This window comes from Alteromonas lipotrueae (assembly GCF_019249215.1).
Taxonomy (GTDB): Bacteria; Pseudomonadota; Gammaproteobacteria; order Enterobacterales; family Alteromonadaceae; genus Alteromonas; species Alteromonas lipotrueae.
The window spans coordinates 112,689-134,488 of sequence record NZ_JAESDI010000005.1; the positions used below are offsets into that span (position 1 = coordinate 112,689).

Annotated in this window: 17 protein-coding genes; 8 read left to right on the forward strand and 9 right to left on the reverse strand. The window is 43.1% G+C overall.

Features of this window, described 5'->3' with window-relative positions:
* The first annotated feature begins 552 nt into the window (after positions 1–552).
* The 5 genes from betB to JKP82_RS06940 all read left to right on the forward strand — a co-directional run bounded on the left by betB (position 553) and on the right by JKP82_RS06940 (position 9,931).
* The gene (betB, locus tag JKP82_RS06920) at positions 553–2,016 is read left to right on the forward strand and encodes a betaine-aldehyde dehydrogenase (RefSeq protein WP_218396538.1); all 1,464 of its coding nucleotides are present in this window, start codon (positions 553–555) and stop codon (positions 2,014–2,016) included.
* Positions 2,016–3,686 (forward strand): choline dehydrogenase, encoded by a 1,671-nt coding sequence (gene betA / locus JKP82_RS06925; protein WP_218396373.1) that lies wholly within the window; start codon positions 2,016–2,018, stop codon positions 3,684–3,686. The genes betB and betA overlap by 1 nt, the downstream gene beginning before the upstream one ends.
* Before the next feature lie 103 nt (positions 3,687–3,789).
* Complete coding sequence (locus JKP82_RS06930; RefSeq protein ID WP_159529954.1) at positions 3,790–5,007, forward strand: BCCT family transporter; 1,218 nt, start codon at positions 3,790–3,792, stop codon at positions 5,005–5,007.
* Between the two features lie 72 nt (positions 5,008–5,079).
* Entirely contained in the window at positions 5,080–7,437 is a 2,358-nt protein-coding gene (locus JKP82_RS06935; protein WP_218396375.1) for a TonB-dependent receptor, read from the forward strand.
* Positions 7,438–7,621: 184 nt separating this feature from the next.
* Positions 7,622–9,931: a CehA/McbA family metallohydrolase gene (locus JKP82_RS06940; RefSeq protein WP_218396377.1), complete on the forward strand. Its 2,310-nt coding sequence runs from the start codon at positions 7,622–7,624 to the stop codon at positions 9,929–9,931.
* 382 nt (positions 9,932–10,313) lie between these two features.
* Here JKP82_RS06940 and JKP82_RS21050 read toward each other — a convergent pair whose 3' ends face one another.
* Complete coding sequence (locus JKP82_RS21050) at positions 10,314–10,490, reverse strand: MerR family DNA-binding transcriptional regulator (protein WP_159529960.1); 177 nt, start codon at positions 10,488–10,490, stop codon at positions 10,314–10,316.
* Between the two features lie 260 nt (positions 10,491–10,750).
* Between JKP82_RS21050 and JKP82_RS06950 the strand changes: the two genes are divergently transcribed.
* Positions 10,751–13,609 (forward strand): ATP-binding protein, encoded by a 2,859-nt coding sequence (locus tag JKP82_RS06950; RefSeq protein ID WP_218396378.1) that lies wholly within the window; start codon positions 10,751–10,753, stop codon positions 13,607–13,609.
* Between the two features lie 284 nt (positions 13,610–13,893).
* Here the strand turns inward: JKP82_RS06950 and JKP82_RS06955 are convergent, their stop codons facing one another.
* The 5 genes from JKP82_RS06955 to JKP82_RS06975 form a co-directional block, all read right to left on the reverse strand.
* The gene (locus JKP82_RS06955) at positions 13,894–14,910 is read right to left on the reverse strand and encodes an alpha/beta hydrolase fold domain-containing protein (RefSeq protein ID WP_218396380.1); all 1,017 of its coding nucleotides are present in this window, start codon (positions 14,908–14,910) and stop codon (positions 13,894–13,896) included.
* Between the two features lie 18 nt (positions 14,911–14,928).
* Complete coding sequence (locus JKP82_RS06960; RefSeq protein ID WP_159529964.1) at positions 14,929–15,351, reverse strand: organic hydroperoxide resistance protein; 423 nt, start codon at positions 15,349–15,351, stop codon at positions 14,929–14,931.
* Between the two features lie 203 nt (positions 15,352–15,554).
* On the reverse strand, positions 15,555–16,154 hold the full coding sequence (gene wrbA / locus JKP82_RS06965; protein ID WP_159529966.1) for an NAD(P)H:quinone oxidoreductase: 600 nt from the start codon (positions 16,152–16,154) through the stop codon (positions 15,555–15,557).
* A gap of 33 nt (positions 16,155–16,187) precedes the next feature.
* On the reverse strand, positions 16,188–16,820 hold the full coding sequence (locus tag JKP82_RS06970; protein WP_159529968.1) for a glutathione S-transferase family protein: 633 nt from the start codon (positions 16,818–16,820) through the stop codon (positions 16,188–16,190).
* Between the two features lie 28 nt (positions 16,821–16,848).
* Positions 16,849–17,598 carry an SDR family NAD(P)-dependent oxidoreductase gene (locus JKP82_RS06975; protein ID WP_159529970.1) on the reverse strand — a complete coding sequence of 250 codons (750 nt, stop codon included), beginning with the start codon at positions 17,596–17,598 and terminating at the stop codon, positions 16,849–16,851.
* 246 nt (positions 17,599–17,844) lie between these two features.
* Here JKP82_RS06975 and JKP82_RS06980 point away from each other — a divergent pair, with 246 nt between their 5' ends.
* Both JKP82_RS06980 and JKP82_RS06985 read left to right on the forward strand, forming a co-directional pair.
* Positions 17,845–18,039, forward strand: a complete 195-nt coding sequence (locus tag JKP82_RS06980) for a hypothetical protein (RefSeq protein ID WP_218396382.1) — start codon at positions 17,845–17,847, stop codon at positions 18,037–18,039.
* Between the two features lie 72 nt (positions 18,040–18,111).
* Entirely contained in the window at positions 18,112–18,468 is a 357-nt protein-coding gene (locus JKP82_RS06985) for an SDR family NAD(P)-dependent oxidoreductase (RefSeq protein WP_258544360.1), read from the forward strand.
* A 268-nt stretch (positions 18,469–18,736) separates the two neighbouring features.
* On the opposite strand, the gene JKP82_RS06990 is transcribed toward JKP82_RS06985, so the two are convergent.
* The 3 genes from JKP82_RS06990 to JKP82_RS07000 form a co-directional block, all read right to left on the reverse strand.
* Positions 18,737–19,312, reverse strand: coding sequence for a TetR/AcrR family transcriptional regulator (locus JKP82_RS06990; RefSeq protein WP_218396386.1), 576 nt, complete (start codon positions 19,310–19,312; stop codon positions 18,737–18,739).
* A gap of 221 nt (positions 19,313–19,533) precedes the next feature.
* Positions 19,534–20,556: an SDR family oxidoreductase gene (locus tag JKP82_RS06995; protein ID WP_218396388.1), complete on the reverse strand. Its 1,023-nt coding sequence runs from the start codon at positions 20,554–20,556 to the stop codon at positions 19,534–19,536.
* Between the two features lie 450 nt (positions 20,557–21,006).
* A complete protein-coding gene (locus tag JKP82_RS07000; protein WP_218396390.1) occupies positions 21,007–21,636 on the reverse strand; it encodes an NADPH-dependent F420 reductase in 630 nt (209 codons plus the stop codon).
* Between the last annotated feature and the right edge of the window lie 164 nt (positions 21,637–21,800).

Below are 21,800 nucleotides of genomic sequence, written 5' to 3' on the forward strand. Positions count from 1 at the left end.
GTGTTCAATCTAATCGTAACTTCTAACAGACGAAAGTTTATTTATACCAAAATAACCGGCTCCAAAAATAGTATATAAATCATACTAAATAAAGAAAAGTAAACCAATAAAGCATCAGTTTTTGTGCATTTTGACCTTTTAGTCTGTGCTCAATCAAAGCGCCTTAGATTTAGCTCAAATCATTTTTAAATAAATTCAGCTTTTGTCAACGTTGAATTATTAGTGTTAATCCCTTAGTATTTATTTTTATTGAACGATCAATTAATAAAAAATACACATTTCTCAGATAGAGTTGAATATCTTTCTTAGTCTTCAATACTGAATAGTGCCGTTTGTGGAAACAAGCTTTCAACTAGCAGTTGTAATCTCAAGTGGAAACTTTATCTGTAAACGCTTTATGTATAGATAACGGATTCAAGACGTTAATCAAGCGGTATGCGTGTTACTTCGAGAGATCAGGCCTGCGTAAAGTAGTCTGCACGCCTGACAAAGTGAATTTGAACAATGTCAGCATGTTTTAATCTGCTGGCACTTATCAAGATAGGTTTTAATGTGACAACACCGGTTTATCAAAATTTCATTCATGGCAAATTCATCGCCAATAAAAGTGGCGAAACGTTTGCGGTTAAAAACCCTGCTACCGACGAAGTTATTTACCATGTTGAAGTGGCAGACGAAGGGGTGCAACAAGCGGCAATAGCAAGCGCAAAAGAAGGCTTTGCTACTTGGTCTGCTATGACACCGGTTGAGCGTAGCCGTATTTTATTAAAAGCTGTGTCATTGTTACGCGAACGAAACGATGAACTGGCTAAAATTGAAGTTCTAGATACAGGTAAGCCTTGGCAAGAAGCCGAGTGTGTAGACGTTGAAACCGGTGCTGATGTCATTGAATATTTTGCAGGCTTGGCGCCAACGCAAGTGGGTCAACAGCAAATGGTGGGTGACGACTTTTACTACACCCGCAAAGAGCCGCTTGGCATTTGTGCGGGCATTGGTGCATGGAACTACCCGCTACAAATTGCGTGTTGGAAGTCTGGCCCTGCCTTAGCGGCAGGTAACGCCTTACTGTTTAAACCTTCAGAAGAAACACCATTAGGTGCTATTAAACTTGCTGAAATTTTCTTTGAAGCGGGCGTACCAGCTGGCGTGTTCAATGTTGTACAAGGTGCAGCAGAAGTTGGCCAATGGTTAACCCAACACCCAGATATTGAAAAAGTGTCTTTTACTGGCGAAGTCGGTACAGGCAAAAAGGTAGTGGCGAGTGCAGCGGGTTCATTAAAAGACGTCACCATGGAACTTGGTGGTAAATCGCCATTGTTGGTGTTTGAAGACGCCGACGTATCGCAAGCAGTAAGCGCAGCCATGCTGGGTAACTTTTATACCCAAGGTGAAGTTTGCACAAACTGTACACGGGTTTACGTGCATAAATCGGTATACCAAGCCTTTATTGACGAGCTTAAAGCCCGTACAGAACAAAACATAGTTGCTGGCGACCCGCTCGATCCTAACGTGAATTTAGGCGCACTTATTTCTAAAAATCACCAAGATCTAGTGATGAGCTACATCAATAAAGGTGTTGAAGAAGGCGCTACCGTACTAACGGGCGGCACAACGCTTAGCCCTGAATCTGCGCCAAACGGCTACTTTGTGGCACCTACTGTATTTACCGATTGCACCGACGATATGACTATTGTTAAAGAAGAAATCTTTGGCCCAGTCATGAGTGTGTTGGTGTTTGAAGACGAAGCCGATGTTATTCAGCGTGGTAACAATACCCACTTAGGCTTGGCTGCAGGTGTGTTTACCAAAGATATTAAACGGGCACACCGTGTTATCCACAAGCTGCAAGCCGGTATTTGCTGGATAAACAGCTATGGTAATTCACCGGCTGAAATGCCTGTGGGCGGCTATAAGCAGTCTGGTATTGGCCGCGAAAACGGAATTGAAACGCTCGATCACTACACACAGACCAAATCAGTATATGTGGGCATGACCGACATAGAGAGCCCGTTTTAATGAGTAAGCAAGCATATGATTACATCATAGTAGGTGCTGGCTCTGCAGGGTGTGTGTTAGCTAACCGGCTATCAGAAGACGCAAGCCATAACGTGCTTTTGCTAGAAACCGGCAGTAGCGATAAAAGCATTTTTATTAAAATGCCCACGGCATTGTCTATTCCCATGAATAGCGACAAATACGCATGGCAGTTCCACACTGAAGAAGAGCCGTTTCTAGATAACCGTAAAATGCATTGCCCACGAGGCAAGGTATTAGGAGGTTCTTCATCTATAAATGGCATGGTGTATGTTCGCGGCCATGCAAAAGATTTTGATGAATGGGAAGCACATGGCGCACAAGGCTGGAACTACCAAGCGTGCTTACCGTACTTCCAAAAGGCTGAATCTTTCTACCTAGGGAACGACGAATACCGAGGTGGCAATGGGCCATTAGGGGTTAACAATGGCAACGAAATGGCCAACCCTTTATACACCGCCTTTATAGAAGCAGGAAAAGAAGCGGGCTACGCTACAACGGCTGATTATAACGCCGCCCAGCAGGAAGGCTTTGGCCCTATGCACATGACCGTGAAAGACGGCGTGCGCAGTTCGGCCAGCCGTGAATACCTAGACCCGGTTAAATCGCGCAAAAACCTAACGCTTGTTACCGGTGCACTGGCTGAAAAAGTTATACTTGAAGGCAAAAAAGCGGTGGGTGTGCAGTACAGCGTAAACGGTAAACGTGTTACCGCAAAAGCCAATAAAGAAGTGGTGTTAAGCGCCGGTTCTATTGGCTCGCCACACCTTTTACAACTTTCTGGCATTGGCGACAGCGAAACGCTTAAAGCAGCAGGCGTTGACGTTAAGCACCATTTGCCTGGGGTAGGGCAGAACCTACAAGATCACTTGGAGTTTTACTTTCAATACAAGTGCAAACAGCCTATTACGCTTAACGGTAAAATAGGGCTGATTTCAAAAGGCTTAATTGGTGCACGTTGGATGTTTACCCGCAAAGGGTTAGGTGCCACCAACCATTTTGAGTCTTGCGCGTTTATTCGCTCGAAACCTGGTGTTGAATGGCCAGATATTCAATATCACTTCTTACCAGCGGCCATGCGTTACGACGGACGTAGTGCCTTTGATGGCCATGGTTTTCAAGTGCATGTTGGTCACAATAAGCCTAAAAGCCGTGGTGCCGTTACTATTAAAACGGCTAATCCTACCGACGCACCCAAAATTCAATTTAACTACTTGCAGCATCAAGACGACATTGAAGGCTTTCGTGCCTGCGTGCGTTTAACGCGTGAAATCATTGAACAAAGCGCGTTTGACGACTACCGAGAAGATGAAATTCAACCAGGTAAGCATATTCAAACCGATGAAGAAATTGACGCCTTTGTGCGCCAATCGGTTGAAAGCGCCTATCACCCGTCATGCTCGTGCAAAATGGGTGAAGATGCCATGGCCGTAGTGAACTCCAATACGCAAGTGCACGGTATTGAGAGGCTACGGGTGGTGGATTCTTCAATTTTCCCAACTGTACCTAACGGCAACTTAAACGCGCCCACTATTATGGTGGCAGAAAAAGCGGCTGACTTAATACTGGGCAAGCCAGCGCTAGCACATTCACCGGTTAGCGTTGCTACATCAACAAACTGGGAAACGTTTCAGCGTCATTCAACGATTTAATCTGAGCGGCCTACACGTACCAAAAAGGCATTTTTGGTACGTATGAAAAATATAACAACAGGAAGAAAGATGGAGCATTATCGTTTGTTTTGGGGAGGTAGTAATGACCTTATGGCTTAATGCTGGGATCATTTTCACCCTATTGGCCATTGTGGTTATTCTTGTTAAATGGGGAAATGTGAAGTGTATCGGTGTCACGCCGGTTAGGCTTTTCACTTTTATCGCCATTCTATTTACCTCGGGCCTAGACGTTGGCTTGATCATGTTTCCGCTTACCGAGTTCGGTGGCTATGCAAATATAGCAGCGAACCCTGAATACGCCTTTACTAACCCTATTGCCATTGAGTTTGGCTATTGGGGCTTTCTAATATGGGGCTTTTACTTTCTTACCTGTTTTTATTTTTGCGTGGTAGAGCCCAAGGTTAAGTTCTTCGAAATACCACTGGTTAAATTCATTAATAACGTGGTCATTATTGGTACCTGCGCCTTTACCGCGTTTTTACTGTTGTCGAATTTACCCTGGTATTTACCTGCTATCGGCGATGGTGAGTCCATCATACCTACTTTCTATTTCATCGTGTTCGCGGCTATCTGCTTTGCGGTTTACTCCAGCACCGACATTAAATATGTACGGTTATTAAGTATCTCTACAACATGGTTGTTTATCGCGTTAATCGGCTTCATGTGGGCGGGCGCCTTCTTGGGAAATGACAGCCAAATTGCCGCATTTACACATAATTTAGAGCTGATAGGCAGTTACTTTGGAAACATTGAACATTTTGTATTGCCGCTAAACGAATACCATGAGTTTTACTTATTTTGGTGGTTCGCATGGAGCATCATGATTGGGCAGTTTACCTCGCGTTTTGTAGGAGGTTTACGCACCTATCAAGTGCTAGGTGCCATGCTGATATTTCCTTCAATACCTATTGCGGTGTGGTTTAGCGTTATTTATCAATATCACGAAGCTGGCATACCCACCACAGGCTTGAAGAACTTTGCGATGGCCTTCGTAGGGGTTGTGTTTGTCATTAACTCATTAGATTCGCTTATTCGCTTGTATACAGACAACTTAAATTTAACCGTAAAACGCTTCGGAAGGGTTAAGTACATTGCTATGAATGTAGCCATGCTTTCCTTACTAACTCTGCTGTTTAAATTAGAGTTTTTACAAATTCAGTGGGTAGGTGCATTAGTCATCGGCCTATTTTTCAGCTGCGCATTTTTCATGTTTTACCGAAAACCAAAAACCGTAAAAAATATCGATAGTTCTCCTAAAGACAACGAAATAGATTTTACAAAAATAGATTCAGGCTCGTAAAAGCCTCAAATAAAAACATCACTATCTATCTAAAAACACAAAATAAAATAAAAAACACACAACGGGAGTTTTATGAACACTTATGTGCCAAAAAAGCGAAGCTTAATCGCTTTATCTGTACTTGCAGCGACGTCATTAACGTCAATGCATGCGTTAGCTCAAGAAGCTGAAGCGCAAGCAGCTGAAGAAGACAAAGACGTTGAATCAATATTAGTGACTGGGCGTAATGTTTCATACGCTAACAGTGCAACTTCAACAGAAATGAAAAAGCAACAGACCCCGATGACTAGCGCATTGGCACTTATCGACAATTTGCCAGGTGTATTGGTAACTGAAGGCGACCCGTTTGGTTCTGATGAATGGTCTACTACGATTTCAATTCGTGGTTTTCAGGTTAACCTTGACTCTCAGCAAATTGGGATGACCGTTGATGGCATTGCTAACGGTAACTCTAACTACGGTGGTGGTACTAAAGCCAGCCGATATATTGATACTGAAAACTTACGTGGCACGGTAGTTTCTCAGGGGACCGCTGATATTAGCTCTCGTTCGAATGAAGCCCTTGGCGGAACAATGGATTTTACTACCATTAGACCTGCGCTGGACGAGCAATTAACAGTAAGCACCACATTTGCAGAATACAACGCCAGTAAAGTTTATGTTCGTTACGATACAGGCGAGATTGCCCCAGATACGTTTGCATGGCTTTCGTTGTCTACTCAGCAAAATGATGATTACATGGATGGGTCAGTGACTAATACCCGTGACCATTTAGAAGGTAAAATCATCAGCACAATAGGTGAAGTAGACCTTACGGGCTTCGTGAGTTACGACGATGCACAAGAATACACTTATCAACGTGTTTATGGGTTAGCCCAGTATGCTCAAAACCCGGAATGGGATGGACTAACTGATACGTGGTCTGGTATTCCTTATCAAGATCAGGTTTTTCGCGAAGGGTGGGTTACCGAGCGCGAGAATTTCTTTACCTATCTAAAAGCCGATTTCACAGTGGGAAGTGTTGATTTTAGTACTAACGTTTATTATCACGAAAACGAAGGTGCAGGTAAGTGGAACCCATACTATATTGCCGATGTAACTGATGACGGCGCAGGAAATGCAAATTCTGAATTAAATACGTCAAGCACCGTAAACGGCGGCAGCACCTTAGGCCTAATCTACTTTGTTAATAGTGCTGGCGAAGCCCTTTCACCTATTGATAACTGTGTCAGTTCAATCAGTTCACCTTACGGTGGTGGTGGCGCTGAAGTTGATCCAAATTGCTATGAGCAAGGCGCTATTGCAGTAAGCTCTAATCGTCACACTCATTATAATAAGAAGCGCTACGGTATTAACGGCGATTTCGTATGGAACACAACCATTGCTGATATGGACAACGTAGTTCGTGGTGGTTTTTGGTATGAAGATTATCAGCGTGACGAATACCGCGATTGGCACAAAACCATTGATGCTTCAACAAGCGCTCGCTACGAAAACACCCCTTATTGGATTCAGTACGATCGAGAGTTTCCGGTTGAAACGCTTATGTACTATGTTGAAAACGAACTTGATGCAGGGTTTGCGAAAATTCGTTTAGGGGCAAAGCAGTTTAACGTTGATGTGTCTAAAGAAGACCAATTTACCCCTGAAAATAACTTAAACATATCCTCTGATTCTGATGTACTTATTTCAGCTGGTTTCGTTGCACCATTACCGGTTAACGGTTTAGAGCTTTTCGGTGGATATGCAGAGAACTTTGCAGCGGTTAAAGATGCGGTATTAGAGCGTGACGACACTGATATCAGTACGGTAGAGCCAGAAACCGCAGACAATATCGATTTCGGTTTGCGTTATTCAACGCCAGGATTTAATGCAAGTTTAACGTATTACACGATTGAATTTGAAAACCGCATTACCTTTGTAAGTAACGAAGACGTAAATGGTATCGACTTCTTAGAATCTGCTGCAGGCGGCTACATCAATGACGGTGGTATTGAATCAGATGGTATAGAAGCATCTATTGATTACAACATTACTGATTCATTAGGCATCTATGTTTCATATACTAAAAACGACTCGACTTACACTGACGAAGGCGTTAGCGGTAACACCGTAATCGGTTCACCAGAAGACATGGCCGTAGTTAGTTTTGATTACACCAAAGGTGATTTCTACGCTGGCTTTAGCACAAAATATGTAGGTGAGCGTTTCCTAGACCAAGCTAATACACAAGAAACTGACTCTTACATTGTAAGTGACCTGTATGTAGGTAAAACGGCTTACGACATTGGCGGCAGCATTGATAGCGTGGAGCTAAGCTTTACCGTAAACAATGTGTTCGATGAAGATTACCTTGGTTCCATTGCTGCAAACGCCGGATGGATTGGTGCCCCTCGCATCGCTTCTTTCAACGTACGCGTTGCTATGTAATTAAAGAGGTGTAAAAGCGTTATTCATAGCGCTTTACAATCGAAATAATAAGGCCGCAACCAGACGTACTGGCGGCGGCTTTATTCTTAAATGTTATCACACGGTTTACATACTAACGCGCTATTGTTGTCTTTTTCATGCGCCATTCACTCAAACGACTTGTATTACCACATAAGGTGTTTTTATGAAGCTTTCGACGCTAAGTCCTGCATTATTGGGTATTTCATTATTGGTATCGGGGAGTCTTTTATCCCATGTAAGTCATGCCTCGGTTAGTATCACAAAAGGGAAAACGGCCATTCCACATGGGAATGCTATTTCCAACGAAGATTTAACCATTCAAAACGATAAACTAGCATTCGCTATTGCAGTAGATTCAGCGCCGCCGTGGGGCGTAGCAAGAGGCTGTATAGTCGACATTGCTAATGTGAAAGAGGATGGAGCACTTAGCAACGATCGCGTTGCTTTTGCCGATTTCATCCCAAATAATTGGTCAAGCTGGCCTAATACTTACACCAAAATTGATATTCTTAAAGACAGTGCTCAAGAAGCGGTTGTTAACATTAAAAGAGACTTTGGCGAAGCTGAAATAAGTACAACCTACAGCCTTTCTGAGGGCGCAGATCTTATTCATGTTGAAACCACAATGACCAATAAAGGTGATAGCGATATCGAAGCGCTTTCAGGCTACACCTTATGGCCAGATTCCGGATACAAATTCGCTGTTCCTCGTAGACACACTATCGAAAAATCATCTGAGAATTTATGGTTATCAGACCGCTTCGTGGGTTATGACGAAGAATGGGCGATTGCATTGCACGCACCTTATATGCGCGAAACTAAAAATCAGTCACGTGATTTATACGCGGCACATACCCTTGGCCCTTCACAAAGTGTGACTTTCTCGGGTGACTATCAGGTGTTGCCACGTGGTAACTTAGCGCCCGTTGTGAGTGCCGAAATAAAGCGAAAAGCACTTAAAAGTGGAACAATAGAAGCGCACGTAAGTACACAGGAAGGGCAAACCGTTGAGCAAGCCGCCATTGTAGTGTCGCAAAATGGTGTGCCTTATATGTGGGCCATGGGTAACGGCAAGAATGTAAATTTCACGCTGCCGGTAGGCGACTACGAAGTTTACGCTACGGGCAAACAACATTCAGACAGTAAAACGCGCCTGATTACCGTTGAAGAGAATGTGACTCAGAAACTCTCATTCGATGCACTTCGCGCCCCAGGTGCAATAAGCCTTAATATAACCGATGCGAAAAGTCAGAAGCCCATAGATGCAAAAATTACAATAGAGCAGGGCAATCAGCCACTCATCGAATATTTAGGGGCACGAACCTTCTTCACCGACCTCGATAATATTGGCAACGCCGTATTTGGTTTGGCACCAGGGGAATACGAATTAAGCGTTTCACATGGTGCGGGCTTTAACGCCAAAAGTACGATGATCGCGACAAGCGTTAATGCAAATAAAATAACGACTGTAGCAACTGCAGTTGATGTGAAGGCGTATCCTACGATGCATGGTTGGTACGCCGGCGACCTGCACCATCATGCCGATGTGTTGGAAGGGTCAACAAACCCTACAAATTTGGTACGTTCTCAATTAGCTGCTGGGTTAAACGTATTATTTGTAAGTGATCATGATTCCACTAAAAATAACGACACCATTCAAAACCTGGCCGATGCACGCAATGTGCCCTTTATACCGTCTATTGAAGTGTCACCGTCTTGGGGGCATTTCAACGCATTTCCTATCGATAGTGGGGCGCAATTAACGGTCGATCCAGGTGTAGATGACATACACAGTATTATTGAAGATGTGCGGCGCATGGGCGCTACTGTTATTGCGTCAAATCACCCTTACATACCTTATGGCTATTTAAGCAGTTTAGATAAAGGCACTGCGCCAGGGGGCTTTAACCCTAGCATAGATTTATTTGAGCTAAATGCCGTGGTGAATAACGAGCCAACAATTAATAAAGCGCACCAGTTTTGGAATGAAGGGGTACCGTATTATTTCACCGCAGGATCAGACACCCACGATGTGTTAAACCAAATCAGTGGTTTAAATCGGTTGTTTGTATATACCGGCAGCAAACCGACGGCAAAGGCCTTCGCACAAGCAGCAAAAGACGGTCATTCTTACGTATCTTTTGGCCCTGTGATTTACCCTGAAAACGTAATGTTTGGCGATACGTTGAAGATTGCAAAGGCACAACCGCAAACAATAAGTTTTGATTTGGTTGCTGTAAATGGACTTAAGTCGGTACAGTTGATTGGTAGTGATAGTAAAGCAATGAATAAGCAAAGTGCTGCTAGCAGCGTAGTACTTGAAGATAAAACGCTTACCGGTGAGCGTGATGCCGTTAGCTTTGAAGTTCCACAAGCTTCGGGCTGGGTAGCGTTGGTCGTAGAAGATAATGAAGGCCGTAAAGCCTATACCAACCCTATATGGCTTGAGTTGGTTGATGAGAGCCAGTTTTAGTTAAAAATAACAAAGGGTGTCAGAGTACAACTGAGTCATAATCCTAGCTTGCCGAGTATCGGTGAGCCACTGCCGATTGCGCAATCCGTGAATTATCTAAAGTATCGTCCTGATGTGGCCAGTGCTGAAAGGAACTTGGGTGCAAATAATGCTCGAACTGGTGTCGCACTTCCTACATTTGATTAGTGTTTATCAGTCCTTTTGGGGAGAGCTTGAATGGGGTTGAGGTAATAGCGAAATAGCTCCTTTCACAAAGGGCTGCTCACTTCATCATTCTCCCTGTGGCCGGTCCTTTAGAAAAGCTACCGTATCTGATTCTGTTAATCCTTCAATTTCATGTATGTCTAAAATCGGGCCCATTGTCTTTACGTGATAATCCAATTCATTGCGCTTGTTTAGCTTGTTCAATTCGTTTCAGGCAAGTTGTACGGTAATTTTTGTAAATACGACTACCTGCTTGCAACGGACATGACATGATTATTCCTAATTTTTCATAGTGCCTAACGCCGTCTTTTGACAATCCTGATAACTTTGCTAACTCTCCTGTGAGTATCCTCAATTAATCCTCTTGACTGTGGGTTTACCCTATAGATTACGTTACTTCATTTACGCATGTGGGTCGGTGGTGTCGCCTCTAAGGCCATCTCCCTCAGAGTATATGTAGAAGAAATGACGTTTGGACTTCCCAGCTTCATGTAAAGCTTGAAATATACTGTAAAGAACATTGTTTATACTCTTGCAACTTCGAGGTAGCAGCAAATTTATATTTGTTATATTTTTAACGTGACCATCCGTTCAAAACTTATGGCAGAGAAGACAATGACTTCTGACACCGACCAGTTCGCTACAATCGAGAAACATAGAGGGCTTAGGCCCGTTAAATACCAATTTGATGGGTTTTTGGTTGATCTCAACGGTCAAAATGTAAGTTATAACGGTCAACAATTGGAGGTCGGGGGACGAGCATTTGACATTTTAGTCGCGCTCTTGGAGCGCTCTGGTCAAGTTGTATCACAAGAAATATTAATATCTAGGGCATGGCCAAAACTTTTCGTTGAAGAGGCAAACCTTAGAGTCAATATCGCGTCTTTGAGAAAATTATTTCGCGAAAATGGTGCTGACACTGAATACATTAAAACCGTACAAAGGAGAGGTTATTTATTTACCGAGCCGGTAGAAATCATCAATCAAGCGTCACTGTTGACCCCAACTATGTCGAATCTACCAAAGCTTCTGTCCAAACTAATTGGGCGAGAAAGTGAAATTTCATCAGTGCAAGAGCTGCTATTGAAGAAACGGTTTGTGAGTATTACTGGTCCAGGTGGCGTGGGTAAAACTAGTTTGGCGTTGAACATTGCAAAATCGCTCGACGAAAAAATCTATGGGAATGTTTGTTTCGTGGAGCTGGCACTTGTGACCCGTGGAGATTTCATTGAAACGGCATTAGTGTCGTCTTTAGGAATTTCTTTAAGAGGCCGGAATGCCGTTGCATCAATGGTTTCGCACTTAAAAGAGAAACAAACGCTAATATTGCTAGACAATTGTGAACATGTGATTGATGACGTGTCTTTTATTCTCAGAAAACTGTTTAGAGAAGTACCTCAGCTATTTCTCCTTACCACCAGTAGGGAAGCAATAAAGGTTGAAGGAGAGGAAGTTTTTACTTTAGGCTCTTTGAAAGTGCCACCACAAGAATCAGATCTAACAGCAAAAGAAATAACGAAGTGGCCAGCAGTTCAGCTTTTCATGGAGCGAGCGATTTCGAGTGGTTATCGTCGAGAACTCAGCGATGACGACGCTAAGTTAGTCGCAAAAATCTGCGAAAGTGTAGATGGAAATGCACTCGCAATTGAATTGGCTGGTAGTCGGGTAGGGCAACATGGTATTGACGGAACATCTATCTTAATTAACAGCAAAAAAAATATTCAGTTACCAGGTCGACGAGACGCTATCAACAGACATCAGTCGCTTAAGGCAATGGTTGAGTGGAGTTTTTTACTGCTAGAACGCCGAGATCGAATGGTAATAGTAAGGCTGTCTATATTCGTCGGAGCATTTACTCTTAACGCGGCGAAAAAAGTAATTTGCGATGACCTGTTGAGTGAAGATGATGTTGAACTATCAATTGCAAGTCTGTGTGACAAGTCGTTAATCTCAAGATCCAATGGCGTTATAGAGGGGGGGTATCGGCTACTTATTACCACATTGCGCTATGTATCTGAAAAGCTGAGTGAGAGTGGCGAAATGCAAACCATAGAAATAAAGCATCGTCAGTACCTCATTGCTGTTTTAGCTAGGTCGAAAAATGATGGGTATGAGCGCAGTTTTGTGGCGAACAATGATCTAGCGGATGTACTTGGTAATATTAGTGCATCTATTGAGAGTAGCTTGCAAGACAATGCTAACAAAGCGTATGTATCCAAACTTGTTGCTTTGACAACCCCAGTGCTGCTAAGAAGGTCAATGCTAAAGGAATGCCTAAATTGGACTCAACAAGCCTTAAATTGCCTGGCAGCTGATGAACGAAACACAGAAGTCGAGCTAGCCCTTTGGGAGGGACTGGCGGTTTCAGTGATGTTTACCAAGGGGAACTCACAGCAAACACTGGAATCAATTAACAAGGGTATTGAACTGGCACGTGAGCTAGACAGCTTTGAGGCTGAGCTTAGACTTCTCGCTGGCTTACACATCTATAAATCTCGTACCGGCGAGTTTCAAGAGTTAATGGGGATTTCAGAACAAGCGATACGCGTTTCAGATAAAATTCATAGCGATTATTTTACTGCGATGGCGGAATGGATGATGGGTGTCGCCATACATTTGTGTGGCGATCAGACGCTTGCTCATGAGTATTGTGAAAAAGCAATGAGAAGGTCAACTACCGAAACATTCTATTTAGACGCTTTTGGGTTTGATCACCTTAGCCGAGGGTTAATTGTCTTGGCTCGTGTGCTTTGGCTACGGGGGAGGCCGTCTAAAGCTGAGCAGGTCTGTGAAGAGGCAATTCGTGTGGCTGAATCTAGGGACTACGGTGTTGCTTTATGTATCGCGTTAATGTCCACAGCGACTGTTTCTTTATGGTCTGGAGATATATCCACTGCCACCATTCGTATTACTCGGTTGATAAAAAACGCCAAAGAATTTTCTTTGGAACCCTATCTGGCTGTTGGTGTCAGTATGCGAGGATACTTGGCAGTGTTAAAGGGGGATCCGCGTGTCGGCATTGAAGATCTTCGAGCAGGACTGAATACGCTTTCAAAAGAGCAACATAGAGTTCTCTCCACTGAGTTCTTGCTCGTTCTTGCCCGTGCTTTGAGTACGGTCAATCTAGGCGATGAAGCCTTGTCGATATTAGAAGAAGCTCACCAATTTTCACGAACCCAAGGCGAACAGTACCAGTTTGCTGAAGTTTGTCGTGTCCGAGGAATGATATATCAGGCAAATGGAGAGCCTATTGAGCAAGTTGAGCAAGAATACCGTAATGCACTAACGATAGCGCAGGAGCAAAGAGTTTTAGGATGGGAACTACGAGCAGCTACGTCGTTAGCTAAATTACTAATATTAGAAAAAAGAAAAAGAGAGGCAAGTGAAATACTTGAACAAACAATTAATAAATTTGGTAGAGAAGTTGGAACGCTTGATATGAAAGTTGCACTAGAATTAAAAAAGTCAATTTAGAGCGAAAGCCACTCTTATTCACAACACTTTCTAACCTAAATTCAAACAACCAGTTTTTGCGACCTATCACGAAGGGTTTATTGGCTCTTTCCGCGTGTTTTTTGTCAATGACTCGTTGGTTGTTTAAGGTGCAATTTATGACTTTTTTTAGTGATTAAGGCAGGTTAGTGCACACAATTAAGTTGTTGAATTTCTATAGAGCCTTCTCCTCATTCCGTGCCCAACTTCACGGAATGAGGAGGGGAAGTTGTTGAGTAAAATGGAGCCACCTCCTCAATTAATAATTATTTTTCTAGGTGTGATTTTAATGCTTGTCCGGCTTGAAGTAATGAATCTTGAACAGTAGGTACATCTGCCAGAACGTTCAACATGCCGAAGTCATGGATCATGCCGTTATAACGAGTCACGGTTACCGTTACACCCGCATCATTTAACTTCCGACCATATGCTTCCGCTTCGTCACGCAGTACGTCTTTTTCCGCCGTTTGAATCAGCACTGGAGGTAAGCCAGCCAATTGCTCAGTAGTTGCTCGTAATGGCGAGGCATAGATCTCATTGCGTTCGATTTGATCAGTTGTGTAATTGTCCCAGAACCATTCCATCATTCCTTTAGTCAAGAAGTGATCATTGGCAAACTCTGAGTATGATGCATTATAAAAGCTTGCATCAGTCACTGGCCACAATAGCAACTGGAATTCAATATTAGGCGTACCAGCTTCTTTGGCTTTTAGAGCAACTACGGTAGCCATATTGCCACCTACACTGTTACCGGCAACAGCCAACCTTGAACCATCCACACCAATTTTACGGCCGTTTTCAGATACCCATTTGGTAGCAGCGTAGGCCTGATTAATTGCCGTTGGATACTTTGCTTCTGGTGACGGTGTATAGTCAACGTAAACCGCCGCAGCACCAGAATTAACAACCAGATCTCGAATCAATCGCTCATGTGTAGGGTAATCACCTAGAACCCACCCACCGCCATGAAAATACATAAAAACAGGTAGCGAGCCATGAGCGTTTTCTGGTTTAACAATCACCAAGTCGATGGCCTCTCCATCAACGTTTATGGTTTTGTGCATAACATCGGCAGCACGCAGAGTGGCTCCCTTTTGAGCGCCTGTCAGGACAGCTCGCGCATCTTTTGGAGAGAGCAATTCAAGTGGTGTTCCACCGCTTTGCTCTAACATTTCCAAGAATGCTTGCGTATTTTTTTCGGTGCCAGGTGAACCGGCGGCAAAAGAAACGCTAGATGCCAAAAAAGTACTGGCGACCATCGCTGATAAAAGTAGCTTTTTCACTTTGATACTCCTCTTTCATTAAGCAATGGTTGTGGTCATGTCAATGTTGCCACGCGTTGCATTAGAATATGGACAAATGTGATGTGCATCTGCAACGAGTTTTTCAGCAACATCGTTGTCTAAGCTAGGCAATACAACATTCAGATTAGCGTTGATAGCAAAACCGGTACCGCGAGTATTTTCACCGATGCCTATTTTTGCTGTAACGGAAAGGTCATCTGGTAGTTGCAGTTTCTGCTGCGCAGCGACAAACTTCATCGCGCCAATAAAACAAGCAGAGTAGCCAGCGGCAAACAGTTGCTCTGGGTTTGTACCATCACCACCAAGGCCACCAAGCTCTTTGGGTGTACTAAGGGCAACGTCAAGTTTATTGTCGGAAGAGATTGAGCGGCCATCACGACCACCGGTAGAAGTAGCTGTTGCGGTATAAATAGCGTTCATAGGTTTGTCCTCCAGGACGTTCATTTCGCCTCTAAAAGGCGGGTAAAGTTATTACCATAATTATTGTGTGTAATTTGCGCTAAATGTAAATTTTCATCTATGCCCTTAGTTAAATTTCAAATCGACTTGAAAGTTAATTGGTATTTATTTACTAGAGGTAAACGAAAGTGTAGAGCTGAAATACGCTTCCTTATTTTACGGTTCTAAGAATTTAGCTTGGTTGCGATATTAGCCACGTGTTGGCCTTGAAATTTTGCCAGAGCTAATTCTTTCTCAGATGGCTGGCGGCTTCCATCCGACCCAGCTATGCAAGCGGCACCTAGTGGCGATCCTCCTTTCACTTCAGAAATATCGGTAAGTTCCTGAGCCGCGTAAGGCAGGCCAACTAGAACCATTCCATGATGGAAAAGCGTAGTATGGAAAGATTGGATTGTTGTTTCATTACCGCCTCCAGTTCCGGTAGAGGTAAAAACACTACCGACTTTTCCGATTAGCTTGCCCCCAAACCAAAGACCGCCTGTTTGATCTAGGAAGTTCCGCATCTGCGCCGCCATATTTCCGAATCGCGTAGGCGTTCCAAATATGATGGCATCATAGTCAGCAAGTTCTTCGGGAGAGGCGATATCAGCCTCTTGTTCTAACTTAATTCCTGCCTGCATGGCTGCGTCTTCCGGCACTAACTCAGGAACGCGCTTAGTTGTAACTGTAACGCCTTCAACAGATGACGCACCTGCTGAAACTGCATTGGCCATAGTTTCTACGTGACCATAACTTGAATAATAAAGGACTAAAATATTCGTCATTTTGATTCTCCTTAGAAAATTTGTAATTAAAAATTAAGACGGCACAGTCATTCCGCGTTGGACACCCGATCGATTACCAACAGCTTTTAGCCAACGTCTTAGTGATTCTTTATCTTTAAGGCTTGCTGCAAGCAGATCTCCTAAGAAGGTCGTTGCACTGTAAATCCATGGGTAACAAGCTATGTCAGTGATAGTGAAACTCTCTCCCGCAAGATAGGTGGTATCGCTTAATCGTTTATCCATCACTTTAAGTAAGCGGTCTACTTCAACTAAAAACCGGGCGCTGGCCAAAGGTGATTTCTCTTTTGAAAACTTCTCAAAAAATCCGAGCTGTCCCATCATTGGGCCTAGACCACCCATTTGCCAATGAAGCCATTCAATTGCTTTGTAGCGTTCTTCGCCAGATGGCGCTAGAAACTTCCCATACGTTTCTGCTAGATAAGTCAGAATGGCTCCACTCTCAAATACGGTAATAGGTTTACCAATTGGGTTTTCGTCGACAATTGCGGGAATTTTGTTGTTGGGGGAAATGCGCAGAAACTCTGGGGTAAATTGCTCACTTTTCGACAAGTTAATGGCATGTACTTGGTAAGGAACCTGAAGCTCTTCGAGCATTATCGATACCTTACGCCCATTCGGTGTTGACCACGTGTATAAATTAATCATCTTCATCTCCAATTAGCAACGAGCCCCCTTAAACTTGCGCTGCGCCACCATCAACAAATAATTCGATGCCATTTACAAAGCTGCTGTCATCTGAAGCCAGGAAGAGTGCAGCTTTTGCGATTTCTTCTGGTCGACCTAAGCGACCGATAGGTACCTGTGTAGCCAAGAAATCAAATAAGCCTTCTTGTTGACCTTCTGGCGCCAACCCACCTAAACCTGGCGTTCGAATAGGGCCAGGGCTGATAACGTTGACACGTATCGATTGTGGTTTAAGTTCCAACAACCAACTACGTGCAAAGTTTCGAACCGCCGCTTTACTGGCACTATAAACACTGAAGTTCTCAGTGCCTTTGCTTCCTGTTGTGGAGGACGTCAGAATGATGGAGCCACCATCCTTCATCAGAGGTAAGGCTTTTTGAACTGTAAAAAGTAAGCCTTTTACATTTGTATCGAAAATACTATCGAAGTGCTCTTCTGTAACCGTACCCAGCGGCAACATGTCACCACCACCGGCGTTCGCAAAAACAACATCAATGTGACCTGCTTGCTGAATGATTGTGTTCATCACAGAGTCTAAGTCGACCAAATTAGAGACATCTGCTTGAATTCCTATTGCACGAGGTCCACAAGTTGCAACGGCGTCATCTAGGGAACTTTTACGGCGTCCGGTGATAAACACTATCGCCCCTTGTGAAGTAAATTCTTTGGCTGAGGCTAGACCAATACCGCTGGTGCCACCTGTAATCAATATCACTTTATTAATAAGTCTGTAACTCATGCTTTGCTCCAAAATGGTTGAGGATTCTGCAATCAGGAATCGGCTACTGGCATCTCTTGATACACGGCCATGAACCTTTTACCTCAGACCAAGAATATAGGTGGATGGAATGAAGCTTCACGTAAAAACTTGAAAGTTACTGTAAAGAACATGGTTTAAGCTCTTGCAATTACGATGTGGCAACAAACTTATATTTGTTATGTTTTTAACGAGATCATCCGTTCAAAACTTATGGCAGAGAAGATAATGGCGTCTGACAAAGAGCAATTTGTAACGACCGAAAATGATGGTGGCCGTCGGCCCGTTAAATACCAATTTGCTGAAATTTGTCGTGTCCGAAGAATGATATTGCAGGCGAGTGGAGAATCTGGTGAGCAGGTTGAACAAGAATTCCTTAATGCACTAACGATAGCGCATGAGCAAAGAGTTTTGGGATGGTAGTTACGTGCAGCAACCACTCTAGCTAAATTACTAGTATCAGATAAACGGGGCCCAGGGGCATTAAAGTACTTGATGAAACTATTGAGAAGAATGGTAAAATTGCATTGGTACTTGAAGGTACTTGAAGGTACTAAAGGTACTAAAGGTACTAAAGGTACTAAAGGTATTCGCCTCGCTGCAGCCAAAGAATTCTCTATCCAAGGAGCTAAGGTTTTTGTTACTGGTCGCTCTCAGAGAGAAGTCGACAATGCGACCAACATAATTGGCAACGATGTTGTAGGCCTCCAAGCTGACTCATCAAACCTGGCGGAATTGGATATTGTTATGTCGCATGTAAAGCATGTGGCTGGCCACTTGCACATATTGGTAACAGATGCCAAAGAAGGAGGATGTTGCTCTGAGGATGAGCTGTCTCATGAGCTTCAATAGAGTCTAGCGCAGGGGGGCTGATGGTAGAATTTTCTCAGTTAGCCAGTCAATGAAAACTCTCAGGCGTTGATTAACGTTATCTGTCCTGGGCCTTTTCTCGTCTAATCGGGGGGAGTAGCGTCTTTACAGGCTTTATGTTTTGGGTGAGCGGTCCCAAAGGGTCTAATACAAAGTAACTATCTGTTACATTACCAAGCGTTGTTGAGAATCTCCAGCAACGCTTTTTATCAGCAAGCGGGTTATAAGTTTCAAAATTAACAGCTTTCAGTTAAAAGAGTGCTTTTACAAATAGCTCAAGGTGCTTCCTGAATTCTGGCCGTGTTTGCTTATTTTCTTTCCAGCACGTCCCAAACAAGAAGATTACATTGGCCAATTCCAAGGCGGATGTTGTTAACTTGATCCCGTTAACGTTGCTGTTTTCTGAAATTGCAGTTGCAATGGTATCAATAAACTTCATTTTCACTTCGTTAACTTCGGAGTATGCAATTCTATTTCCGACGGTGATGACTTCGTGCGGGTCGATATGGAACAGGTCGATATTTCTGCCAAACCAATGGTCTAGGGCGTTTACTATTCGCTCGTTAAAAGAAACACTTTTGTCCTTTAAGTAATATTCAACTTTCCCCAATCCGTCACTGAGATAAAACCTCATGGATTCGATAAAAATATCTTCCTTACCGGAAAAATGCAGATACAAACTAGGTTTAGAGAGATCTGCTGCTCTTGCTAATTGCTCCATTGAAGTTTTCTTATAGCCGTAATGCCCGAAAACTGTTAGCGCGGCACTTAAAATCTTGATGTCCGTCCTGGTTTGCGTCTTATTATGCGGTGAATGCTCCGTCATGATTTGTTTTTTCCGTTTATTGCAGGTTTTTATTTATAATGAATCGCTATTAGCACTAATGGGTTACCAATATTTACGCCTCGTACAGTAGATTCTGGAATGTTAGCGTACTTTATTCAGACTCCGTATTTTTGGTCTAAAACTATGGCAAACCATAAAAAGAGAGCAAGAGGGCTAGAACAATCGTCGTTACTCTAAAATTATTCATCTTTGTTTCTCTGTCAAACTAAACCGAAATTGAACAAACTCTTAGCAGTGTCATACAGAGTTTCCTCAATAGGCCGGGGATGCCAGTCAAGCAACTCAACGGCTTTTTTTCTATCCAAGTGCTTTTCCCTGCCGAGTTCTGGCACAAGTTCTTTCATTTGCTGATTTACGAGGGAAAGCAACTTTACAAACCAATCTGGTAGCTGTTTTTTCGGAACTTTGTCGGCTTGCGCACCTAAACACTGGCGAAGCGTCTTGGCGGTAACAATCATTGGTAGGCAATCAGTCGCCGAGGCAATTATTCGCTGTCCTTGAGCGTTAGGTGCAAGCATTGCCTTTATATGGAGTTGCGCTAAGTCTCGGACATCGACTACGCCAAAATTTACCTTAGGTGTTGCAGGGATTTTCCCTTGCAACATACCTTGAATAAGCTGTATGGAGCTGGATAGGTTTTTGCCTAATATAGGTCCGAAAATGCCTACTGGATTGATTACCGTAAGTTGCAGGTTAGACTCACTTTCCTTGATAAATTGCCACGCGATCTTTTCCGCTTCGATTTTAGACTTTATATAGCTACTGATATCTTTTGAATCAGACGGAGACCAGTCGTTCTCTGTGAAAAATTTCTTGGATCTTGGGTGTCCGTAGCCAATTGCTCCGAAAGAGGATGTCAGCACAACTCTTTTAACATCAAAATCTGAAGCCAGTTTCAGTACTCTTAACGTTCCTTCGATAGATGGTTTTGTTACCTTTTCTTCGTCTGTTGGTGACTTAGAAGGGAATGGTGAGGCAACGTGTAAGACATAGTCGACATCTTTCATCGCTTCTTCCCAGCCATCATCGTACTTAAGATCTGCAATATGGAATGACACATTGGTTAAATCATCTATGCCTGCATGTGAGAGCATCTCCTTCACAATAGCGATTTTTTCCTTTGAGCGAATAGTTGTTTTTACAATAAAGCCACCTTTTAGAGCTGCCGCTAAACAATGACTACCAACAAAACCTGAGCCACCAGTAACCAATACTGTCTTCATGCATGTCTACCTATGTTCTTATATCTATCACTTAACCAGCATTACCTAATTGGTAAAAATAGTAAAGTTTTTTGTTGGGGGGGGAGTATCGTGTCTCATTGCCATTGTCTCCGATATGATAGGTTATTGACTTTGGCTGCTCTGTTAACAGTTAAGGAAAAATGTAGTAATTCTATGAGCGATTTTAAGTGATAAGCAAAGTAAAAGATCAAGGGCAAGAACGGTAAAGATGGGGCGGCATATCTTGCTACAATAAGTTAAAGATCTTCTGGGTGAATAATGCTCTTTGTGATACGAGCTTTTACTTCTGCAGGCAACAATTCATAGTGTGAGCTAATATTTTCAACACTCAACACTCAACACTCAACACTCAACACGGAAGATGGCTCACCATAACGATAATGATCAAGTCGGCTTCCCCTTCATGTTTGTATTGCCATTACATAGCCTTTATTGCTCGCCATTGAATTGAGGGAAGCTACGAGGAGCTGGCCAGGGAATAAAAAAGTCGTGACCGGCTAGTGTATTTCCAACTTGTTGCATGCGGCCACCACTTTCGAGGGAACCCAGCAGAATTGGAGCCAAGCCAAAACTTTCAAATAAGTCAGCTACAACTTCCACTGCGCCTTTGTAGTCACCAGACACAAAAATAACTCTTCTGAATTGACCTTGGCGTGGGTCCTGTTCAAAATTTTCCATGAAGTTAGCGTTCATTGCTTTAACTAAACGAGCGCCTGGAGCATAACTTGCTATTAATTGAGAAGTATTTTCACCACTTAGGTTTACAACGCCATTTTCATCAATTGGATTAGTAGGGTCGATGAGAATTTGGTTTTTCCATTCCCCGAGACTCTGCAAGACACTCTGCACATGTTTCCACGGTACAGCGAGTAAAACCACTTCCAATTCAACAACTTCTTTCATTGTTCCTGCTGATGCCTTTTCACCAAATTTTTGGACAAGGCTTTTTAAAGTGTCAGGACCTCGACTATTACTGAAAACAACTTCATGGCCAGAAGCAATGGCATGTCGAGCAAACGCTTGCGCTACTGTTCCTGCACCCAATAAACCGATCTTCATATAAATCTCCCACCATTAGGCTAAGTAAATGTTATGGAGTCATTCTCATTTTATGATAACTTTTAGTCAAGTACTTACCTTTTTGTGTGTAGGGAGGCAGCCCTGTTTTTCATTCAAAAATAGGGAATAAATTTTTATGATTAACATATCGTCAGCAGGTATTT

Coding starts and splice junctions, on each gene's coding strand:
- JKP82_RS06960 (WP_159529964.1), bottom strand. CDS start 15,351: ATGAACGCTATTTATACCGCAACAGCTACTTCTACCGGTGGTCGTGAT.
- JKP82_RS06990 (WP_218396386.1), bottom strand. CDS start 19,312: ATGACGGAGCATTCACCGCATAATAAGACGCAAACCAGGACGGACATC.
- JKP82_RS06980 (WP_218396382.1), top strand. CDS start 17,845: ATGGCGTCTGACAAAGAGCAATTTGTAACGACCGAAAATGATGGTGGC.
- JKP82_RS06970 (WP_159529968.1), bottom strand. CDS start 16,820: ATGATTAATTTATACACGTGGTCAACACCGAATGGGCGTAAGGTATCG.
- JKP82_RS06935 (WP_218396375.1), top strand. CDS start 5,080: ATGAACACTTATGTGCCAAAAAAGCGAAGCTTAATCGCTTTATCTGTA.
- JKP82_RS06995 (WP_218396388.1), bottom strand. CDS start 20,556: ATGAAGACAGTATTGGTTACTGGTGGCTCAGGTTTTGTTGGTAGTCAT.
- JKP82_RS06950 (WP_218396378.1), top strand. CDS start 10,751: ATGACTTCTGACACCGACCAGTTCGCTACAATCGAGAAACATAGAGGG.
- JKP82_RS06985 (WP_258544360.1), top strand. CDS start 18,112: ATGAAACTATTGAGAAGAATGGTAAAATTGCATTGGTACTTGAAGGTA.
- JKP82_RS06975 (WP_159529970.1), bottom strand. CDS start 17,598: ATGAGTTACAGACTTATTAATAAAGTGATATTGATTACAGGTGGCACC.
- JKP82_RS06940 (WP_218396377.1), top strand. CDS start 7,622: ATGAAGCTTTCGACGCTAAGTCCTGCATTATTGGGTATTTCATTATTG.
- betA (WP_218396373.1), top strand. CDS start 2,016: ATGAGTAAGCAAGCATATGATTACATCATAGTAGGTGCTGGCTCTGCA.
- JKP82_RS07000 (WP_218396390.1), bottom strand. CDS start 21,636: ATGAAGATCGGTTTATTGGGTGCAGGAACAGTAGCGCAAGCGTTTGCT.
- JKP82_RS06930 (WP_159529954.1), top strand. CDS start 3,790: ATGACCTTATGGCTTAATGCTGGGATCATTTTCACCCTATTGGCCATT.
- wrbA (WP_159529966.1), bottom strand. CDS start 16,154: ATGACGAATATTTTAGTCCTTTATTATTCAAGTTATGGTCACGTAGAA.